33 protein-coding genes are annotated in these 18,322 nt (G+C 48.4%); 31 read left to right on the top strand and 2 right to left on the bottom strand.

Features of this window, described 5'->3' with window-relative positions; genetic code table 11:
• Positions 1-14: 14 nt before the first annotated feature.
• Positions 15-461 (bottom strand): type II 3-dehydroquinate dehydratase, encoded by a 447-nt coding sequence (gene aroQ / locus IPN95_15970; GenBank protein ID MBK9450870.1) that lies wholly within the window; start codon positions 459-461, stop codon positions 15-17.
• A gap of 101 nt (positions 462-562) precedes the next feature.
• Between aroQ and xerD the strand changes: the two genes are divergently transcribed.
• A complete protein-coding gene (gene xerD, locus IPN95_15975) occupies positions 563-1,465 on the top strand; it encodes a site-specific tyrosine recombinase XerD (protein MBK9450871.1) in 903 nt (300 codons plus the stop codon).
• Between the two features lie 22 nt (positions 1,466-1,487).
• Here the strand turns inward: xerD and prmC are convergent, their stop codons facing one another.
• Positions 1,488-2,369, bottom strand: a complete 882-nt coding sequence (gene prmC, locus IPN95_15980) for a peptide chain release factor N(5)-glutamine methyltransferase (protein ID MBK9450872.1) — start codon at positions 2,367-2,369, stop codon at positions 1,488-1,490.
• Positions 2,370-2,518: 149 nt separating this feature from the next.
• Between prmC and IPN95_15985 the strand changes: the two genes are divergently transcribed.
• The 30 genes from IPN95_15985 to rpsK are packed head-to-tail and all read left to right on the top strand — an operon-like array spanning position 2,519 to position 18,310.
• On the top strand, positions 2,519-2,947 hold the full coding sequence (locus tag IPN95_15985) for a 30S ribosomal protein S12 (protein ID MBK9450873.1): 429 nt from the start codon (positions 2,519-2,521) through the stop codon (positions 2,945-2,947).
• Between the two features lie 30 nt (positions 2,948-2,977).
• Positions 2,978-3,445: a 30S ribosomal protein S7 gene (gene rpsG / locus IPN95_15990; GenBank protein MBK9450874.1), complete on the top strand. Its 468-nt coding sequence runs from the start codon at positions 2,978-2,980 to the stop codon at positions 3,443-3,445.
• Between the two features lie 34 nt (positions 3,446-3,479).
• Entirely contained in the window at positions 3,480-5,588 is a 2,109-nt protein-coding gene (gene fusA / locus IPN95_15995; protein ID MBK9450875.1) for an elongation factor G, read from the top strand.
• A gap of 14 nt (positions 5,589-5,602) precedes the next feature.
• On the top strand, positions 5,603-5,908 hold the full coding sequence (gene rpsJ, locus IPN95_16000) for a 30S ribosomal protein S10 (GenBank protein MBK9450876.1): 306 nt from the start codon (positions 5,603-5,605) through the stop codon (positions 5,906-5,908).
• 23 nt (positions 5,909-5,931) lie between these two features.
• A complete protein-coding gene (rplC, locus tag IPN95_16005; protein ID MBK9450877.1) occupies positions 5,932-6,612 on the top strand; it encodes a 50S ribosomal protein L3 in 681 nt (226 codons plus the stop codon).
• Positions 6,613-6,616: 4 nt separating this feature from the next.
• Positions 6,617-7,243 (top strand): 50S ribosomal protein L4, encoded by a 627-nt coding sequence (rplD, locus tag IPN95_16010; GenBank protein MBK9450878.1) that lies wholly within the window; start codon positions 6,617-6,619, stop codon positions 7,241-7,243.
• 4 nt (positions 7,244-7,247) lie between these two features.
• Positions 7,248-7,550 (top strand): 50S ribosomal protein L23, encoded by a 303-nt coding sequence (rplW, locus tag IPN95_16015; protein ID MBK9450879.1) that lies wholly within the window; start codon positions 7,248-7,250, stop codon positions 7,548-7,550.
• Positions 7,551-7,564: 14 nt separating this feature from the next.
• Positions 7,565-8,392 (top strand): 50S ribosomal protein L2, encoded by an 828-nt coding sequence (gene rplB, locus IPN95_16020; GenBank protein ID MBK9450880.1) that lies wholly within the window; start codon positions 7,565-7,567, stop codon positions 8,390-8,392.
• Positions 8,393-8,402: 10 nt separating this feature from the next.
• A complete protein-coding gene (rpsS, locus tag IPN95_16025) occupies positions 8,403-8,687 on the top strand; it encodes a 30S ribosomal protein S19 (GenBank protein ID MBK9450881.1) in 285 nt (94 codons plus the stop codon).
• Entirely contained in the window at positions 8,687-9,148 is a 462-nt protein-coding gene (rplV, locus tag IPN95_16030; GenBank protein ID MBK9450882.1) for a 50S ribosomal protein L22, read from the top strand. Before rpsS ends, rplV begins: the two co-directional genes overlap by 1 nt.
• Before the next feature lie 5 nt (positions 9,149-9,153).
• Positions 9,154-9,972: a 30S ribosomal protein S3 gene (gene rpsC, locus IPN95_16035; protein MBK9450883.1), complete on the top strand. Its 819-nt coding sequence runs from the start codon at positions 9,154-9,156 to the stop codon at positions 9,970-9,972.
• 33 nt (positions 9,973-10,005) lie between these two features.
• Positions 10,006-10,425: a 50S ribosomal protein L16 gene (gene rplP / locus IPN95_16040; GenBank protein MBK9450884.1), complete on the top strand. Its 420-nt coding sequence runs from the start codon at positions 10,006-10,008 to the stop codon at positions 10,423-10,425.
• Between the two features lie 4 nt (positions 10,426-10,429).
• Positions 10,430-10,633: a 50S ribosomal protein L29 gene (gene rpmC, locus IPN95_16045; protein MBK9450885.1), complete on the top strand. Its 204-nt coding sequence runs from the start codon at positions 10,430-10,432 to the stop codon at positions 10,631-10,633.
• A gap of 5 nt (positions 10,634-10,638) precedes the next feature.
• Positions 10,639-10,917: a 30S ribosomal protein S17 gene (rpsQ, locus tag IPN95_16050; GenBank protein MBK9450886.1), complete on the top strand. Its 279-nt coding sequence runs from the start codon at positions 10,639-10,641 to the stop codon at positions 10,915-10,917.
• Between the two features lie 3 nt (positions 10,918-10,920).
• Positions 10,921-11,289: a 50S ribosomal protein L14 gene (gene rplN, locus IPN95_16055; protein MBK9450887.1), complete on the top strand. Its 369-nt coding sequence runs from the start codon at positions 10,921-10,923 to the stop codon at positions 11,287-11,289.
• Positions 11,290-11,341: 52 nt separating this feature from the next.
• Positions 11,342-11,674: a 50S ribosomal protein L24 gene (gene rplX / locus IPN95_16060; GenBank protein MBK9450888.1), complete on the top strand. Its 333-nt coding sequence runs from the start codon at positions 11,342-11,344 to the stop codon at positions 11,672-11,674.
• 2 nt (positions 11,675-11,676) lie between these two features.
• Entirely contained in the window at positions 11,677-12,237 is a 561-nt protein-coding gene (rplE, locus tag IPN95_16065) for a 50S ribosomal protein L5 (protein ID MBK9450889.1), read from the top strand.
• 4 nt (positions 12,238-12,241) lie between these two features.
• A complete protein-coding gene (rpsN, locus tag IPN95_16070) occupies positions 12,242-12,511 on the top strand; it encodes a 30S ribosomal protein S14 (GenBank protein ID MBK9450890.1) in 270 nt (89 codons plus the stop codon).
• 7 nt (positions 12,512-12,518) lie between these two features.
• On the top strand, positions 12,519-12,917 hold the full coding sequence (gene rpsH / locus IPN95_16075) for a 30S ribosomal protein S8 (protein MBK9450891.1): 399 nt from the start codon (positions 12,519-12,521) through the stop codon (positions 12,915-12,917).
• 9 nt (positions 12,918-12,926) lie between these two features.
• A complete protein-coding gene (gene rplF / locus IPN95_16080; GenBank protein ID MBK9450892.1) occupies positions 12,927-13,484 on the top strand; it encodes a 50S ribosomal protein L6 in 558 nt (185 codons plus the stop codon).
• A gap of 6 nt (positions 13,485-13,490) precedes the next feature.
• On the top strand, positions 13,491-13,850 hold the full coding sequence (locus IPN95_16085) for a 50S ribosomal protein L18 (protein MBK9450893.1): 360 nt from the start codon (positions 13,491-13,493) through the stop codon (positions 13,848-13,850).
• 11 nt (positions 13,851-13,861) lie between these two features.
• Positions 13,862-14,380: a 30S ribosomal protein S5 gene (rpsE, locus tag IPN95_16090; protein MBK9450894.1), complete on the top strand. Its 519-nt coding sequence runs from the start codon at positions 13,862-13,864 to the stop codon at positions 14,378-14,380.
• A 4-nt stretch (positions 14,381-14,384) separates the two neighbouring features.
• The gene (rpmD, locus tag IPN95_16095) at positions 14,385-14,564 is read left to right on the top strand and encodes a 50S ribosomal protein L30 (protein ID MBK9450895.1); all 180 of its coding nucleotides are present in this window, start codon (positions 14,385-14,387) and stop codon (positions 14,562-14,564) included.
• A 2-nt stretch (positions 14,565-14,566) separates the two neighbouring features.
• Entirely contained in the window at positions 14,567-15,019 is a 453-nt protein-coding gene (gene rplO, locus IPN95_16100; protein MBK9450896.1) for a 50S ribosomal protein L15, read from the top strand.
• A 1-nt stretch (position 15,020) separates the two neighbouring features.
• Positions 15,021-16,367, top strand: coding sequence for a preprotein translocase subunit SecY (secY, locus tag IPN95_16105; GenBank protein ID MBK9450897.1), 1,347 nt, complete (start codon positions 15,021-15,023; stop codon positions 16,365-16,367).
• A complete protein-coding gene (gene map, locus IPN95_16110) occupies positions 16,367-17,164 on the top strand; it encodes a type I methionyl aminopeptidase (protein ID MBK9450898.1) in 798 nt (265 codons plus the stop codon). Before secY ends, map begins: the two co-directional genes overlap by 1 nt.
• Before the next feature lie 6 nt (positions 17,165-17,170).
• The gene (gene infA / locus IPN95_16115) at positions 17,171-17,389 is read left to right on the top strand and encodes a translation initiation factor IF-1 (GenBank protein MBK9450899.1); all 219 of its coding nucleotides are present in this window, start codon (positions 17,171-17,173) and stop codon (positions 17,387-17,389) included.
• Positions 17,390-17,396: 7 nt separating this feature from the next.
• Positions 17,397-17,513: a 50S ribosomal protein L36 gene (gene rpmJ, locus IPN95_16120; protein MBK9450900.1), complete on the top strand. Its 117-nt coding sequence runs from the start codon at positions 17,397-17,399 to the stop codon at positions 17,511-17,513.
• 2 nt (positions 17,514-17,515) lie between these two features.
• Entirely contained in the window at positions 17,516-17,899 is a 384-nt protein-coding gene (rpsM, locus tag IPN95_16125; protein ID MBK9450901.1) for a 30S ribosomal protein S13, read from the top strand.
• 30 nt (positions 17,900-17,929) lie between these two features.
• Positions 17,930-18,310 carry a 30S ribosomal protein S11 gene (gene rpsK, locus IPN95_16130; protein MBK9450902.1) on the top strand — a complete coding sequence of 127 codons (381 nt, stop codon included), beginning with the start codon at positions 17,930-17,932 and terminating at the stop codon, positions 18,308-18,310.
• Positions 18,311-18,322 lie beyond the last annotated feature (12 nt).

Consider the following 18,322-nt stretch of genomic DNA (forward strand, 5'->3'; position numbering starts at 1 on the left):
TTCCGATTCGAATCTCATTTAAACCCGATCTTTTTCCGTTGATTTTGGGTGATGTAATCGATGGCCAACCGATAGCTTTCCTTTCCGAATCCAGCGATCACACCGTCGCAGACCGCTGACAGCACCGACTTCCTTCGGAATTCCTCCCGATGGTAAATGTTGCTCAAGTGAACCTCTATTTTGATGAGCTGCGGAATCAGCAGGGCGTCATGAATCGCAATCGAATAATGCGTGTAGGCCCCGGCATTGATCACCAGCCCTTGGTACTTTTCATCGGCAAGCTGCTGAATGCGTGTGACGATATCTCCTTCTGTGTTGGATTGAAAATAGTCGATTTCGACCTCTGGATAGCGGCTTTTGAGTTGTTCGAGGATCTTTTCGAAGGGTTCGGTCCCATAAAAAAGTTCTTCGCGACGCCCCAACATATTCAGATTGGGGCCATTGATGATCAGGATTTTCATTGCTTTTTCTTCGAATTGTGCCAAAACAAGACGGTAGGGGAGGGCCTCGTGGAAAACGGCAACCTCACCCTGTGTAAACTTACAAATTCTTTGGCAGCCACATGAGTTGGAAAGTCTACCTCCGCGAATACAAGGACTATCTCCGCATCGAAAAGGGTGCTGCAGGCAATACTGCTGAAGGTTATTTGCATGATACCGAACGCTACCGTTGGTTCATGGAAGAGCAAAAAGGGTTCAAGGATTTGGCGCGCATTCAGCTGAAGGACGTGCGGGATTTCCTCAATTTCCTTGTCAACGACGCCTTTCTCAACGAGCGATCTTTGGCAAGAAACATCGCCGCCATCCGATCATTTCACCGGTTTCTCGTCCAAGAAGACCATTGTGAAGAGGATCCGACGGAATTGATTGAGTCGCCGAAATTCGCTCAGAAGCTGCCAGTTTACCTCACGGTTGCCGAGGTGGATGCTGTGTTTGCCACCATCGACATGGGTTCCAGCCTGGGGTTGCGAAACCGTGCGATGCTTGAATTGTTGTATGCATCAGGCTTGCGCGTGACCGAATTGGTCGATTTGCAGCGTTCCAAGCTGTATTTGGACGAAGGGTTTGTGCGTGTATTTGGAAAAGGCAGCAAGGAAAGGCTCGTTCCGCTTGGAGACTCTGCCAAACATTATATAGAACTGTACCTCGCCGACACACGCAACCACATCACGCCCAAAAAAGGACATGAAGACGTGTTGTTTTTGAACCGGCGTGGCCAAAAACTCACCCGAAACATGGTTTTCATCATCGTCAAGGATCTCGTGGCGCTTGCCGGGATTAATAAAAACGTGAGTCCACATACTTTCCGGCATTCATTTGCGACACATTTAATAGAAGGTGGGGCAGATTTGAGGGCGGTGCAAGAAATGCTCGGCCACGAATCGATCACGACAACGGAGATTTATCTGCATCTCGACCGCGACTACCTCAAGGAAGTCCATCGGACCTTTCATCCGCGAGGCTAAGCAAAATCACACGAGTCCAAATCTATCCTTCCCAGCGCCCGCCTGCCATCCGGTCGCGGCCCGACAAATCCTTCCGCACCTCCACATCCTTAAAACCATTTGTCTCGAGCAATGTGCGCACCTCCTCACCAAATGATTCATGTATCTCAAACAGCAACCATCCACCGGGTTTAAGCCAGGTTTTGGCCAGCGCACATATTTTAGTATAGTACCGCAATGGATCTGAATCCGGGACGCTCAAGGCGAGTTCCGGTTCGTACAGCAGCACATTTTCTTCCAGCGATGCCCATTCGGTAGCCGGAATATAGGGCGGGTTGGACACAACGACGTTTAGGCCAGAAAATAGGTCACTCGGGGCATTCAGTATGTCGCAATGCAAAAAAGTGCATTTCAAATTGAGTTTTTCAGCATTTCCATGGGCGATTTCCAGTGCGGTTTCACTGATATCGATGCCCGTGACCATGGAATCTGGGAGAAAATGTGAGACAGCAAGGGAAATGCAACCGCTACCCGTACCGACATCCACAATTTTTGGGGCAGGATTTCCACGAACAACCTCGATGACCCAGTTGACGAGTTCCTCTGTTTCGGGCCTTGGAATGAGTACCCCGGGTGCGACTTTCAGCTCCAAACCGGCAAACCAAGCCTTGCCAATGATGTACTGCAGGGGTTCGGAGTGTAGCAAACGTGCTGCATGTGCATTCCAAATGTGAATTTCTTTTTGGGAGAAAATCGCCTCTGGATTCATCAGGAGCCACTTGTAGGGCTTTCCAATGACTTCTTCGACCAAAATTCGAACAAGATTTTCGGATTCTCTTCGATCAAATTTGGTAATTAAAATACTGACTAGTAGCTTTGCAGTCCCTAAAATTTTAGGGGCTTCAGGAATTGTCTCGGTTTCCATAGGGCTCAAAGAAATGAAAGCCTGACAGAAATACCAACATGTTTCGGGAGTTGGTTTGTTGATATTTTTGTTGAAAAAAATATAAGATGTGTTGCAAGGGATAGAAACAATCCCTAATTTTGCAGCTCGCTTTAAAATTAAGGTGATTTATGCCTACAATTCAGCAGTTAGTACGCAAAGGGCGGCAAAGCCTCGATAAGAAAAGCAAGTCTCCAGCCTTGGAGTCTTGCCCACAAAAACGTGGAGTGTGCACTAGGGTGTACACTACTACACCTAAGAAGCCTAACTCGGCCCTTAGGAAAGTGGCCAAGGTAAAGTTGACCAATCAGTTTGAGGTGATCGCCTATATCCCTGGTGAAGGTCACAACTTGCAAGAGCACTCGATCGTTTTGATCCGCGGTGGTCGTGTGAAAGACCTTCCGGGTGTGCGTTATCACATCGTCCGTGGTTCACTCGACACCGCAGGTGTCAACGATCGCCGTCAGCGTCGTTCCAAGTACGGTGCAAAACGTCCGAAGCCAGGCCAGGTCGGCAAGGGCGCTCCGGCTAAAGGTGCACCAGCAAAGAAGAAAAAGTAATTTGACCACAGTCATCTTGAAGATTACACGATGAGAAAGAGTAGAGCAAAAAAGAGGTACGTATTGCCCGATCCGAAATTCGGAAACGAGCTTGTAACTCGCTTTGTGAACAATATGATGTTCGGCGGCAAGAAAACCACCGCTTATCATATATTTTATGACGCACTGGATATCGTCGAGAAGAAGACGAACGAAAACGGCGTAGACGTGTTCGAAAAGGCTTTGGAAAACGTAATGCCTTACGTGGAAGTTCGTAGCCGTCGTGTCGGTGGTGCTACGTTCCAGGTTCCTACCGAGGTCAGGCCAGCAAGGCGCGTTTCCGTGGGTATCAAGTGGCTCATCCAATACACCCGCGGCCGTCACGAAAAGTCGATGAAGGAAAAACTGGCAGCTGAAATCATCGCAGCTTCACGCGGCGAAGGTGCAGCAGTCAAGAAGAAAGAAGATACGCACCGTATGGCAGAAGCCAACAAAGCATTCTCACACTTCAGGTTCTAATCATTACGAGCGCGTAGCCTAAAAGGAAACAGCAATGTCAAAAGTAGATTTAAAGCATACACGCAATATTGGTATCATGGCCCACATCGATGCGGGCAAGACTACCACCACCGAGCGCATCCTGTACTACACAGGTATCGTGCACAAAATCGGTGAAGTGCATGAAGGTGCTGCAACGATGGACTGGATGGCACAAGAGCAGGAGCGTGGTATCACCATTACCTCTGCAGCTACCACCACCTATTGGAATTTTGAAAAAGAGCAATACCGTATCAACATCATTGATACCCCAGGTCACGTGGACTTCACTGTTGAGGTGGAGCGCTCGTTGAGGGTTTTGGATGGCGCGATTGCATTGTTTTGTTCGGTTGGTGGTGTTGAGCCACAGTCTGAGACCGTATGGCGTCAGGCAACCAAATACAAAGTGCCCCGTATCGGATTCGTCAACAAGATGGACCGTCCTGGCGCTGACTTCTTTGAAGTCGTGAAGCAAGTTGCTGAGCGTTTGAATGGCAATCCAGTTCCCCTTCAAGTACCTATCGGTGCAGAAGAGAAGTTCCGGGGTGTCGTCGACCTCATCTCCAACAAGGCACTGGTATGGAATGAAGCCGACCAAGGTATGACTTGGACCGAAATTCCGATTCCAGAAGAATTGAAGGCTGATGTCGAACTCTGGAGAGGTAAGCTCATTGAATCTGTCGCCGAGTATGACGACGATTTGATGAACAAATACTTTGACGATCCAGACACCATCACCCCGGCTGAATTGATTGAAGCTGTCCGTAAAGCAACTGTAGATCAGGCGATTACACCGATGATGTGCGGTTCTGCTTTCAAGAACAAGGGTGTTCAGAACGCCTTGAACGCTGTCTGTCAGTTCTTGCCTTCGCCTTTGGATGTCGATGCAGTAGAAGGAATCAATCCTGATACCGGTCTCACTGAACTGCGTAAGCCAGATCCAAGTGAGCCATTTGCTGCTTTGGCCTTCAAAATTATGACTGACCCTTATGTTGGTCGTCTCGCCTTCTTCCGGGTCTATTCCGGTACACTTGAGGGTGGATCGTATGTGTTGAATACGCGTTCAGGCAACAAAGAGCGTATCAGCCGCATCCTTCAGATGCACGCTAACAAGCAAAACCCAATTCCAAAGGTCGAAGCCGGTGACATCGCCGCGGCAGTTGGTTTCAAGGAGATCAAAACGGGAGACACCTTGTGTGATCTGAACCACCCGATCATCCTTGAGCAGATGACTTTCCCTGAGCCTGTGATCTCCTTGGCTGTTGAGCCAAAGTCGACTGCAGACAATGATAAGCTTACGATTGGCTTGTTGAAACTTGCCGAAGAGGATCCTACCTTCCGTGTCCGTACTGACGAAGAGTCTGGTCAAACGATCATCTCTGGAATGGGGGAATTGCACTTGGAGATTTTGGTCGACCGCTTAAAGCGCGAGTTCAAGGTAGAAGTGAACCAAGGTGCACCTCAAGTTGCTTACCGTGAAGCCATCACCAAAAAGGTGGATCACCGTGAGGTATACAAGAAGCAAACCGGTGGTCGTGGTAAGTTTGCAGACATCTATGTTGAAGTCGGTCCAGCAGAAAAAGAAGGTGAACACTTCGAATTCTTGGACGAAATCAAAGGCGGTGTTATTCCTAAGGAATTTATCCCAGCCATCAAGAAAGGTCTTGAGTCTGCGATGGGTGAAGGCGTGCTTGCAGGCTTCCCAGTAAGCGGTATCCGTTGCCGTTTGCACTTCGGTAGCTTCCACGACGTCGACTCCGATGCTTTGTCCTTTGAAATTGCCGGTCGTATGGCTTTCAAAGCCGCCTGCCGCCAAGCCAATCCAATCCTGTTGGAGCCGATCATGGCAATCGAAGTTGTGACCCCAGAAGAATACATGGGTGCTGTTGTGGGTGACCTCAACAAGCGCCGTGGCCAAATGGAGGGCATGGACTCACGTGGCAAGGATCGTGTTGTCAAAGCGAAAGTGCCACTCTCCGAAATGTTTGGTTACGTCACACAGTTGCGTACCATCAGCTCCGGTCGTGCAGCATCAACGATGCAATTCTCGCACTACTCGCAGGCGCCTCGCAACATCCAAGATGAAGTTGTAGCAAAAGTTCGCGGCTTGGCCGCAAAAGCATAATACTCGATAAGAGCATGAATCAGAAGATCAGAATTAAACTGAAGTCTTACGACCACAATTTAGTGGACAAGTCAGCCGAGAAGATCGTGCGGACTGTGAAGACAACGGGTGCTGTCGTAAGCGGTCCGATTCCTCTGCCGACTGACAAGAATGTCATCACGGTGAATCGTTCTCCCCACGTTAACAAAAAGAGCCGTGAGCAATTTCAGGTATGCTCCTACAAGCGCCTGATTGACATCTTTAGCTCAAGCTCCAAAACGGTAGATGTTTTGATGAAGTTGGAATTGCCCAGCGGAGTCGATGTCGAAATCAAAGTTTGATCACAGTTAAAAGGAAATAGGCGATGCCAGGTATCATTGGTAAGAAAGTGGGAATGACCAGCATTTACGATGCTGATCGCAAAGCAATTCCCTGTACGGTCGTCGAGGCAGGTCCTTGTGTGATCACGCAGATCAAGACCGAAGAGAAAGACGGTTACACTGCGGTGCAACTGGGCTATGGGGAGAAAAAGGAGAAAAACACTCCAAACCCTATGATCGGTCACTTCAAAAAGGCTGGAACTACTCCCAAGAGGATCGTTTGGGAAACTGAATTTTTTGTTCCCTCAACATTCAAGAAGGTTGAAGGTGCAGATGGCGCAGTGAGCTACGAAGAAGTTCCAGGATCAGAACCTAAATTGGGTGATTCGATCGGTGTCAACCTTTTTCGTCCAGGTGAATTCGTGGATGTAATCGGTACGAGCAAGGGCAAAGGTTTTCAAGGTGTTGTCAAGCGTCATGGTTTTGCAGGTGTGGGTGGTCAAACTCACGGTCAGCACAACCGCGGTCGTGCACCGGGCTCACTTGGTCCAGGTTCTACACCCGCTCACGTCTTCAAAGGCATGCGTATGGGTGGCCAAACTGGAAATGTCCGTGTGAAGATCCAGAATTTGCAAATCTTGCGCGTAATCCCTGAGAAGAACCTCATCGTTATCGCAGGCGCACTCCCTGGTCACAACGGAGGCTACATCTTTATCGAGAAGTAAGAAAATGGAATTAACGGTCAAAAATATCAAGGGCGCAGATACTTCCGAGAAGGTAAACCTTCCCGATAGCATCTTCGGAATCGAGCCCAATGATCACGCCATCTACCAAGATGTGCGCTTGATCCTGGCCAATGCACGTCAAGGCACCCATAAAGCCAAAGAGCGTGGTGAAGTCAGTGGTTCCACAAAAAAGCCTTTCCGTCAGAAGGGTACTGGTGGCGCCCGTCAAGGTCACAAACGTGCTCCACACATGTATCACGGTGGTCGTGTGTTTGGTCCTAAACCGCACCTTTACGGATTCAAATTGAATCGCAAGGTGAAGCGTTTGGCACGTAAAAGTGCTCTCAGCTACAAGGCCAAGGATGCCCGCATCATGGTGCTGGAGAACTTCAACTTCAATACCCCTAAAACCAAGGAGTTTGTAGCAGTCCTCAACAACTTGAAGATTAGCGGATCCAAGGTGTTGATGGTGCTTCCTGACGACAGTGGCAATGTCTACCTGTCTGGTCGCAATGTCCCAAAGACGCAAATTGTGCGTGCACAGGACCTGAATACTTATGACATCTTGCATGCTGACCACGTGGTCATTTTGAAAGATGCTGTTGCAACGATCAATGAGCAATTAGGATAAGACCATGAGTGTACTAAGAAAACCGCTCGTATCTGAAAAAATGGCAATGCTCAACGAGCGCCATGGCCTCAAGTTTAATCAATATGCTTTCAAGGTTGACATCAACGCTGATAAGCCTGAGATTAAAAAAGAAGTAGAGGAAATGTACAGCGTTAACGTCAAGAGCGTTCGCACCATGATCTACACTGGAAAAAGCCGTCAGCGCTACACCAAAACTGGTTTTGTGTCTGGAAAGTCACCTCGCTTCAAGAAGGCAATCGTGACGCTGCACACTGGCGAATTGATCGATTTTTACAAGAACATCTAAGCTGGGGCTGAAAAATGGGATTCAAGAAACTTAAGCCGACGACTCCTTCGCAGCGCTTCATGATGGTTTCGGATTTTGCCGAAATCACCAAATCAAAGCCAGAAAAGTCACTCGTAGAAGGCAAAAAGCGTTCTGGTGGTCGTAACAATACCGGTAAGCGTACAATGCGCTATATCGGTGGGGGCCACAAGAAGCTATACAGGATTATCGATTTCAAGCGCGAGAAGTTGGGTATTGCAGCCAAGGTTGTCGCCATCGAATATGATCCAAACCGTACTGCACGTATTGCCTTGTTGCAATATGCAGATGGAGAAAAGCGTTATATCCTTGCTCCTGAGAATCTTCAAGTTGGTCAGGCTATCGTATCTGGTGATACTGCCGAACCTACTGTTGGAAATGCAAAGCGCTTGAAGGACATTCCATTGGGCACGATCGTTCACAACATTGAATTGCATCCAGGTAAGGGTGGTGCAATTTGTAGGAGTGCAGGGTCCAATGCACAATTGCTTGGCAAGGAAGGCAAATACGTAAGTTTGCGCCTTCCATCAGGTGAGTCACGTCTGGTATTGGGCGAGTGCATGGCAACCATTGGTTCCGTTGGTAACTCGGAGCACATGAACATCAAGCTTGGAAAAGCTGGCCGTTCACGTTGGTTGGGACGCCGTCCGCGCACTAGGGGCGTCGCGATGAACCCGGTCGATCACCCGATGGGTGGTGGTGAGGGACGCGCCTCAGGCGGTCACCCACGTAGCCGCAAGGGTTTGCCAGCCAAGGGTTACCGCACCCGCAGCAAGAAGAAGTATTCTAGCGGTTTGATCATCAGTAAGAAGAACAGGAAATAATTGAGTTAATATGGCCAGATCACTGAAAAAAGGTCCATTTATTGACCCAAAGCTTGACCGTAAGGTTGACAAAATGAACAACGCGGGTCAGAAGCGGACCATCAAGACCTGGGCAAGAAGGTCCATGATCTCTCCGGAGTTCGTAGGGCATACCTTGGCAGTTCACAATGGCAACAAGTTCATCCCCGTTTTTGTCTCCGAAAACATGGTTGGACACAAGTTGGGCGAATTTGCTCCTACCCGGACCTTTAGAGGTCACTCGGGCGACAAGAAAAAAGATAAAGGCAGAAAGTAATGGCTGAGCAAGTAAAAAAACTGACGCGCAAAGAGAAGATTGCGCAGGGTGTCGAAAAGGCCCCCAAGCGTAAGAAGGCAATGGCCGAGCGCTTGAAAAGCGAGCGCCAAGATACAGCCAAGGCCCTTCTCCGCAACCACACAATTGCTCCACGCAAAATGCGTTTGGTGATTGATCTCGTACGTGGTATGGCTGTGGATAAGGCACTCAACGTGCTGAAATTTACGGAAAAGGCTGGTGCCGCTCCTGTTCGCAAGTTGCTTGTTTCTGCTATTGCCAACTGGGAATCCAAGAACGAAGGTTCAAGGGTTGAAGATGCCAACCTTTTTATCAAAGAGGCATTCGTTGATGCAGGTCGTACGCTGAAGCGTTTCCAACCTGCCCCCCAAGGCCGTGCGCACCGCATCCGCAAGCGTAGCAGCCATGTCACTTTGATTTTGGACACCAAAGAAGAGAACTGAGCGAAATGGGACAGAAAACACATCCAACCGGACTCCGTCTTGGGATATCCAAAGGTTGGGAATCCAACTGGTTCGGCGGCAAGCATTATGCCGATAAGTTGATTGAAGACGAAAAAATTCGCGCTTACCTTGAGGCAAGGATCAATCGCGGCGGAATCGCCAAGATTGTCATCGAACGCACTTTGAAGCGCATTACCATTACCATCCATACTTCCCGTCCCGGTATCGTGATTGGTCGCGGTGGTCAGGAAGTGGATCGCTTGAAGGAAGAAATCAAGAAGCTTACCAAAAAAGATGTTCAAATTAACATCTTTGAAATCAAGCGCCCGGAATTGGATGCTCGTTTGGTTGGCGAAATGATCTCTGGTCAGTTGGCTGCTCGTATTTCCTTCCGTCGTGCCATGAAGACTGCGCTTGCTTCGACCATGCGCATGGGTGCAGAGGGTTGCAAAATCATGTGTGCCGGTCGTTTGGGCGGTGCTGAGATGGCCCGTACAGAGATGTACAAAGATGGTCGTGTTCCACTCCAAACATTGCGTGCTGATATCGACTACGCTTTGACTGAAGCAAAGACGATCTACGGAATCATTGGCGTAAAGGTTTGGATCTTCAAGGGCGAGCTTTATGGCAAGGTGGATCTTTCACCAAATGCTGGCTCGGCAGAGAAGCGCCCTAACACTGGCGGCAATGAGCGTGGTGGCGACGACCGTGGCGGTAAGCGCAACGATCGTTTCGAAGGCAGGGGTCGTGGTGATCGCGGAGGCGATCGTGGTGGAGATAGAGGCGCAGGAGGCGGCGGTGGACGTCGTCGCGGAGGTCGATAATAGAATTACGGTTAATGATAAAGCGATAAGGCAATGCTTTTACCGAAGAGAACTAAATACCGCAAGCTACAGAAGGGCAGGGTCAAAGGAAATGCATCCAGAGGTCACGAGATTGCATTTGGATCATTTGCTATGAAGGTTCTGGAGCCTGCATTCCTCACTAGCCGCCAAATTGAGGCAGCTCGTCAGGCGATTACACGTCGCATGAAAAGGGAAGGAAAGATCTGGATCAGGATTTTCCCAGACAAGCCAATGACCAAAAAGCCAGCTGAGGTTAGGATGGGTAAAGGTAAGGGTTCGCCTGAGTTTTGGGCTGCACCTGTACAACCAGGACGCATCTTGTTTGAAGCTGAAGGGGTGACAATGGAAACTGCCATGGATGCAATGCGTCTCGGTGCACAGAAGTTGCCTGCAAAAGTTAAGTTTATTGTGAGACGCGATTATCAGGAATAAGGTTATGAAGGCAAAAGAAATTAGGGAGCTCACGGATGCTGAAATCCGTGCCCGCATCACAGAAGATGGCGAATTGCTCCAAAAAATGTACTTCAATCACGCGATCTCCGAAATTGAAAGCCCGGCTAAAATCCGGATCATCAGAAAGGACATCGCCAGGATGCACACCATCTTGACCGAGCGTCAGTCCAAAAGCAATAATCAGTAAGCAGCATGAGCACTGAGATAAATACCACGGAGACCCGTAACCTGCGCAAGGAAAGGATCGGCAAAGTCTCCAGCAATAAGATGGATAAATCCATCACCGTGGTGGTTGAGCGGAAGATCAAACATCCCATTTATGGGAAGTTTATGAAGAAAACCACCAAGTTTATGGCCCACGACGAAAAGGGCGAAGCTGGTATTGGAGATACCGTCCGCATCATGGAAACTCGGCCGCTGAGCAAAAGCAAGCGGTGGAGGTTGATTGAAATCATCGAAAAAGCGAAGTAAGAAATGCTACAGCAGGAATCCCGACTGAATGTCGCCGACAACAGCGGAGCAAAAAGGCTCCTCGTTATACGTGTCCTTGGTGGTACCAAGCGCAGGTATGCGCGGGTAGGTGATCGTATCATCTGCTCCGTGAAATCTGCCGATCCCAATGGCAACGTTAAGAAAGGTGATGTAGTGCGTGCCGTAGTAGTGCGCACCAAGAAAGAGCTTCGCCGGCGCGATGGTTCCTACATCCGTTTTGACGATAACGCCGCCGTCTTGATCAACGGTGAAGGTGAGCCGCGTGGCACACGTATCTTTGGCCCAGTAGCCAGGGAGTTGCGCGAAAAGAACTACATGAAGATCGTTTCGTTGGCTCCTGAGGTTATTTAATTAGAGATAGACTATGACTATGTCCAGGAGAAAATTCAACGAGCGCCCAAAGCTGCACATCAAAAAGGGAGACCAAGTGGTTGTACTTTCTGGTCGTGAGAAAGGTAAAACTGGTCGGGTACTCAAAATTGAGCACAAGCGTGATAAACGCACGGAAGTTGTTCAAAGCCGCGCAATTGTCGAGGGTTTGAACATCGTCACGAAGCACAAAAAGCCCGACAACAAAAACCCCCAAGGTTCAATTGTCGAGATTGAAGCGGGAATTCACATCTCAAGTCTGATGCTTATTGAGCCAAAGACTGGAAAAGGAACCCGTGTCGGTCGTACGAAAACCGACGAAGGTTGGGTTAGGGTCAGCAAGAAATCAGGAGAAATCATTAAGTAGCAATGGCTTACGAAGCAAGATTAGCGAAAGAGTATAAAGAGCGGATTGTTCCGGCTTTGATGGCTCAGTTTGGGTATACTTCGGTCATGCAAGTACCGAAGATCGAGAAGATTTGTCTTTCCAGGGGTCTGGGTGATGCCATTGCCGATAAAAAGGTGCTGGAGTACGCAGCCAACGAATTTGGTTTGATCTCTGGTCAGAAGCCGGTGATCACCAAGTCAAAGAAAGACATTTCTAACTTCAAGCTTCGTCAAGGCATGGCTATCGGCTGCCGCGTGACGATGCGTCGTGAGAGGATGTATGAGTTCCTGGACCGTTTGATCACAGTGGCTATGCCACGTATTCGCGACTTCCGTGGAATCTCACAGAAATCCTTTGATGGACGCGGTAACTACAACTTTGGTGTCAAGGAGCAGATTATCTTCCCAGAAATTGATGTCGACAAGATCGATAAAATCGCCGGGATGGACATTACGATTGTCACTTCTGCGCGCACCGACGAAGAGGCGTTTGCATTGTTGAAAGAATTCGGCATGCCCTTTCAGGGCGTCAAAAAAGCATAAAGATATGTCAAAGAAATCCATCATCGCTCGGCAAAAGAAGAGAGAGAAGCTGGTTGTCAAGTTCGCTGAAAAGCGCAAAGCCTTGAAAGAGGCTGGCGATTGGACAGCATTGTCCTTGTTGCCCCGTGACTCCTCGCCTGTGCGTCTGAAGAATCGTTGTAGCCTTACGGGTCGTCCCCGTGCCTACATTCGGAAATTTGGCGTGTCTCGTATCAAATTCAGGGAACTGGCTCTAGCAGGTAGGATCCCCGGTGTAACTAAAGCTAGCTGGTAAGAAGAATATGTCCACAGATTCGATCGCAGATTACCTGACCAGAGTCAGGAACGCAATCCGGGCCGGGCACCGCGTAGTCGATATCCCTTCGTCCAACCTCAAAAAGGCCATCACGAAGGTTCTCTACGAAAAGGGCTACATCGCACGTTATAAGTTCGTTGAAGAGGGTCCCCAAGGCTTTATCAAGATTGCCTTGAAATATGATACGATTTCAAAGCTTCCGGCCATCTCTGGCCTTACACGCATCAGCAAGCCTGGTCTGCGTAAGTACTCGGGAGTGGAAGATATCCCTAAGGTCATCAATGGCATGGGTATTGCCATTATCTCGACTTCCAAAGGTGTAATGACCGACAAAGAAGCTAGGGATCTCAATATTGGTGGCGAAGTTTTGTGTTACGTTTATTGAGCAAGAATCATGTCAAGGATAGGTAAAAAACCAATAGACGTACCAAGTGGTGTTAGCATCAGTGTTGATGCGAACAATTTGGTAACTGTCAAGGGTCCGAAAGGCCAACTTCAGCAATCTGTCGATACTGATCTCAAAATTGAGATCAATGGTAGCAGTGTGCAGATATCCCGCCCCACCGACCAAATCAGGCACAGGGCCGCTCATGGTCTTTACCGTACGCTGATTAGTAACATGATTGTGGGTGTGGCCGATGGTTACACGCGCGAATTGGAATTGATTGGTGTTGGTTACAAGGCTGAGGCAATTGGTCAGGCGCTTGAACTCAACTTGGGACATTCACACTTGATGATGGTCGTGTTGCCTAAGGAGATCTCGGTCGCTACCGAAACAAAGAAGGGCTCGAATCCTAGGATTACACTGAAAGCGATCGACAAGCAATTGATCGGTCACTTCGCAGCCAAGATTCGTTCGCTCAGGGGTCCAGAACCCTACAAAGGTAAGGGTATCCGGTACGTCGGCGAGGAAGTACGCCGCAAAGCAGGTAAAGCAGCAGCTAAAAAGTAAGATAATATGGCAGCCAACGATAAGAGTGAGCGTAGAACCCGCATCAAAAAGGGTATTCGCAAGAAGATTAGCGGTACAAATGAGAGACCCCGTCTCTCGGTATTCCGCAGTAATAAGGAGATCTATGTCCAAGTCATCAATGATTTGGATCAGAAGACACTTGTTGGCACCTCTTCACGTGCTAAGTCGATTCTTGAGCAGTCCGGCACCAAAACAGAGATTAGCCGTCTCGTAGGTCTGGAAATTGCTAGGCTTGCAAAGGAAAAGGGCATTGAGGCCGTGGTTTTTGACCGTAATGGTTTTAATTATCATGGTCGCCTGAAGGCCTTGGCCGATGGTGCAAGAGAAGGTGGCTTGTCTTTCTAATTGAAATCAAGATGCAAAGCAATAAAAATAGAGTCAAGAATAGCGACGTTGAACTCACCGAGACGGTGGTCAAAATCCAACGTGTGGCCAAGGTGGTCAAAGGTGGTCGCCGGTTCAGCTTCTCTGCTATCGTGGTCGTGGGTGACGGAAACGGAACTGTTGGCCATGGCCTCGGAAAAGCCAAGGAAGTGGTCGATGCCATTGCAAAGGGAGTCGATGACGCAAAGAAAAATTTGGTAAAAGTGCCAGTTACAAAAAATGGTACTGTTCCTCACGAAACTTTTACTAAATTTGGCGCCGCGAAAGTATTGTTAAAGCCTGCTGCTCCTGGTACAGGAGTGCTTGCAGGGGGAGCGATGCGGTCGGTGTTGGTGGCTGCTGGCGTGAAGGATGTGATTGGTAAATCTTTGGGTTCATCCAATCCTCACAACGTGGTAAAGGCAACAGTAGAAGCACTTTGTGCGATTCGTGATGCCTATGGAGTCTCCCAGCAACGTGGGGTGAATTTGGATAAGATTTTTAACGGTTGAGACAATGGCTCAGATTAAGGTTACACAAGTTAGAAGCACCATCGGCCGGCCAGCCCGCCAGTTGAGAACAATGGAAGCGCTTGGGCTCGGTAAGGTCAACCGCATGGTTGTTCACAATTTGACGCCCCAAATTATTGGGATGGTGAAGCAAGTGAGCCATCTGGTTAAAGTTGAGGAGGCATAATCATGAATTTGCATACATTAACGCCTGCTTCGGGATCAACAAAGATCTCAAAGCGTATTGGTAGGGGCCAAGGCTCCGGCAAAGGTGGTACGTCGACCAAAGGTCACAAAGGTGCTCAGGCACGTACAGGCTACAAGTTTCGCGCTTGGTTTGAAGGTGGTCAGATGCCGCTTTATCGCCGAATCCCAAAATTCGGTTTCAAGAACAATGCGCGTGTTGAATACGTGGCTTTGAACCTTGATAACGTAACCGAATTTGTGAATAGCCATCCTGGCACTACCGAGATCGACCATGCATTCCTTGCTTTGCACGGTTTTATCTCCAAAGGCAACGAGCGTATTAAATTGCTCGGTCGTGGAGAAATCAAGACGGCCGTCACTGTGAAACTGAACAAGTTCAGCAAGAGTGCCAAAGCAGCAATTGAGGCTGCCGGTGGTACCGCGATCGAAGTGTGACATGAAAGAATTCATCGAAAAAATAAGGAATATTTTCCGAATCGAGGAGCTAAGGCAGCGCATCATTTATACGCTGCTTTTGCTCGCTGTATTCAGACTTGGTAGCTATGTGATCCTGCCAGGGGTAGATTCCGCTCAATTGGCCCTTGACTTTGAAAAAGGTCAAGGAGGTGGCATTCTGGACCTGATCAACGTTTTCGTTGGTGGTGCCTTTGCCCGTGGAGCCATTTTTGCGCTTGGGATTATGCCCTACATTTCGGCATCGATCATTGTGCAACTCCTTGGGGCAGCTTTGCCATCGATTCAGAAGCTTCAAAAGGAAGGTGATAGCGGGCAAAAGAAGATTAATCAGCTGACACGTTATTTGACGGTGTTGATTACGCTCGGTCAATCTGCCGCCTACATCGTCAATCTCAAGTCCATGTATCCAGTTGCGACTGCGAATATGGGGTCGACGTTTGTTTGGTTGATGGCTTTGCTGATTTTGACTGCCGGAACGATGTTCCTTGTATGGCTCGGTGAACGTATTACTGACAATGGCCTTGGGAATGGTACTTCGTTGATTATCGCGATTGGTATTATTTCTGGTCTGCCACCGGCACTCGTCAATGAAGGCCGCGCAAATCCCCCGATGCTGTTTTTCATAGAAATCATTGCTTTGGGTCTGGCAACGATGGCGGTAGTCGGTATTACGCAGGCAACGCGTAAAATTCCGATCAACTATGCGCGCCGTGTGATGGGTAACCGTCAGGCAGGTGGTATGAGCAACAATGCGCGTCAGTATATCCCTTTGAAGATTAACTCCGCTGGCGTTATGCCGATCATTTTCGCGCAATCGATCATGTTCATTCCGGCATCTATTGCACAGTTTTTCCCAAATAGCGGCTTTTGGAATGCAACCGGCTCGATCTTGGGAAATCCGAACGGTATATTCTACAATGTTACGTTCGCGTTGCTCATCATTGTGTTTACCTATTTCTACACAGCGATTGTCATTAATCCGAATGACATTGCTGATAACTTGAAAAGGACAGGTGGATTTATTCCTGGTGTTAAGCCTGGGAAGAAAACATCCGAGTATATTGATAACATCCTCTCCCGAATCACCTTGCCTGGGTCGATAGCCCTAGCATTTGTGGCAATCTTTCCTTCGATTGCCAGCGCGATGGGTGTTTCTCAATCATTTTCGCAATTCTTTGGAGGTACAAGCTTGCTGATTATGATCGGTGTTGTGCTCGATACACTCCAACAGATTGAAAGCTATTTGTTGATGCGCCATTACGATGGTTTGATGAAAACAGGTGGCCGATCACGTAAAGTACAAGGCGCCGCTGGCGTATCTGCATAATGGCAGTCGGAAAGGTGGTCATTCGGACTGAAGAAGAGATCGACCTGATCCGTGAGAGTTCTTTGTTAGTAGGGAAAACGCTTGGTGAAGTCTCCAAGCTTGTGGAACCCGGAGCCAATACATTGAAGTTGGACACAATCGCTGAGGAGTTTATCCGTGATAATGGTGGTATTCCAGCATTTAAGGATTATCCAAGCGGGTCCAATGTAGGTCCATTTCCATTCTCGTTGTGCATTTCCTTGAATGAGGAAGTGGTACATGGAATGCCCAATAAGAATAAATTCTTGAGGGAGGGCGACATTGTCGCCATTGACTGTGGTGTATTGAAAAATGGCTTTTTTGGTGACAGTGCTTACACTTTCGGTGTAGGCGAAATTTCACCAAAGAAAAGCCGGTTGCTCAAGGTTACAAGGGAATCACTTTACCTTGGTCTTGAAAAGGCTGTTGAAGGTGGTTGGTTGGGAGATATTTCGCAGGCCATTCAAAGTCATGTGGAAACCCATGGATACTCAATTGTGAGAGAAATGGTTGGTCATGGCATTGGTACTGAGCTTCATGCTCCCCCTGAGGTTCCAAATTATGGTCGCCGCAAAACGGGACTAAAGCTTGAGACTGGGATGTGTCTAGCCATTGAGCCGATGGTGAATCTAGGTAAACGTCGTATCCATACGCTTGATGACGGATGGACGATTATTACCTCTGATAGACTGCCTTCGGCACATTTTGAACACACGATTGTGGTTCGCAAGGGTAAGTGTGAAATCTTATCAAGCCACGATTTTATTTTGAATCAATAATTGTATATGGCCAAGCAGGCATCATTAAAAGTTGACGGCACGATTCTCGAGGCACTTCCAAATGCTACCTTTAGGGTGGAACTGGAGAATGGTCACGAGGTTTTAGCCCACATTTCAGGTAAGATGAGGATGCACTACATCAAAATTTTGCCTGGGGACCGTGTTTCACTTGAGATGTCTCCCTACGATTTGTCCAAAGGAAGAATTACATATCGGTATAAATAAGATTACCATGAAGGTTAGAGCATCAGTAAAGAAGCGGTCCGCCGACTGCAAGATCATCCGGCGTAAAGGTCGCCTTTATGTGATCAACAAGAAAAATCCACGCTTTAAGCAAAGACAAGGATAATTATGGCAAGGATAGCTGGTGTAGATTTGCCCAAAAATAAGCGGGGCGTAATTGGCTTAACATATATCTTCGGGATCGGAACGACTTCCGCCCAGAGGATCTTGAATTTGGCCAACATTGATCACAATAAGAGGGTCAGAGACTGGAACGACGATGACGTGGTGGAGATCCGCCGCTTGATCGGCGAAATGTTCAAAGTGGAAGGTGCATTGCGTGCCGAAGTCCAAATGAACATCAAGCGTTTGATGGACATCGGATGTTTCCGTGGTTTGCGTCACCGTAAAGGTTTGCCTTTGCGTGGTCAGCGTACACGTACCAACGCCCGTACCCGTAAGGGCAGGAAAAAGACTGTGGCTGGAAAGAAGAAGGCAGCAGCAAAGAAGTAATTGAAAAGGAATTAAAGTTCGCATTCAGTAATGGCAAAAACCAAAAGAGTAAAGAAGAGCAAAGTCGATTCGATTGGCTTGGTTTATATTACCTCTTCTTTCAACAACATCATTGTTTCGATCACGGATTTGAAAGGCAACGTGATTGGCTGGGCTTCAGCTGGCAAGATGGGATTCCGTGGTTCCAAGAAGAACACTCCCTACGCCGCTCAAGTCGCTGCTACCGAAGTCTCGCGTGATTGCTTCGAACGTGGTCTTCAGACTGCTGAGGTTTATGTGAAGGGTACAGGATCTGGCCGCGAGGCTGCCATCCGCGCCGTCGCCAACGTCGGAATTAACGTTACGATGATTCGTGACATTACTCCGCTGCCTCACAACGGTTGCCGCCCACCCAAGAAAAGAAGAGTCTAATTAATAGGTTCG

It is taken from the genome of Bacteroidota bacterium (assembly GCA_016718825.1).
GTDB lineage: Bacteria > Bacteroidota > Bacteroidia > J057 > JADKCL01 > JADKCL01.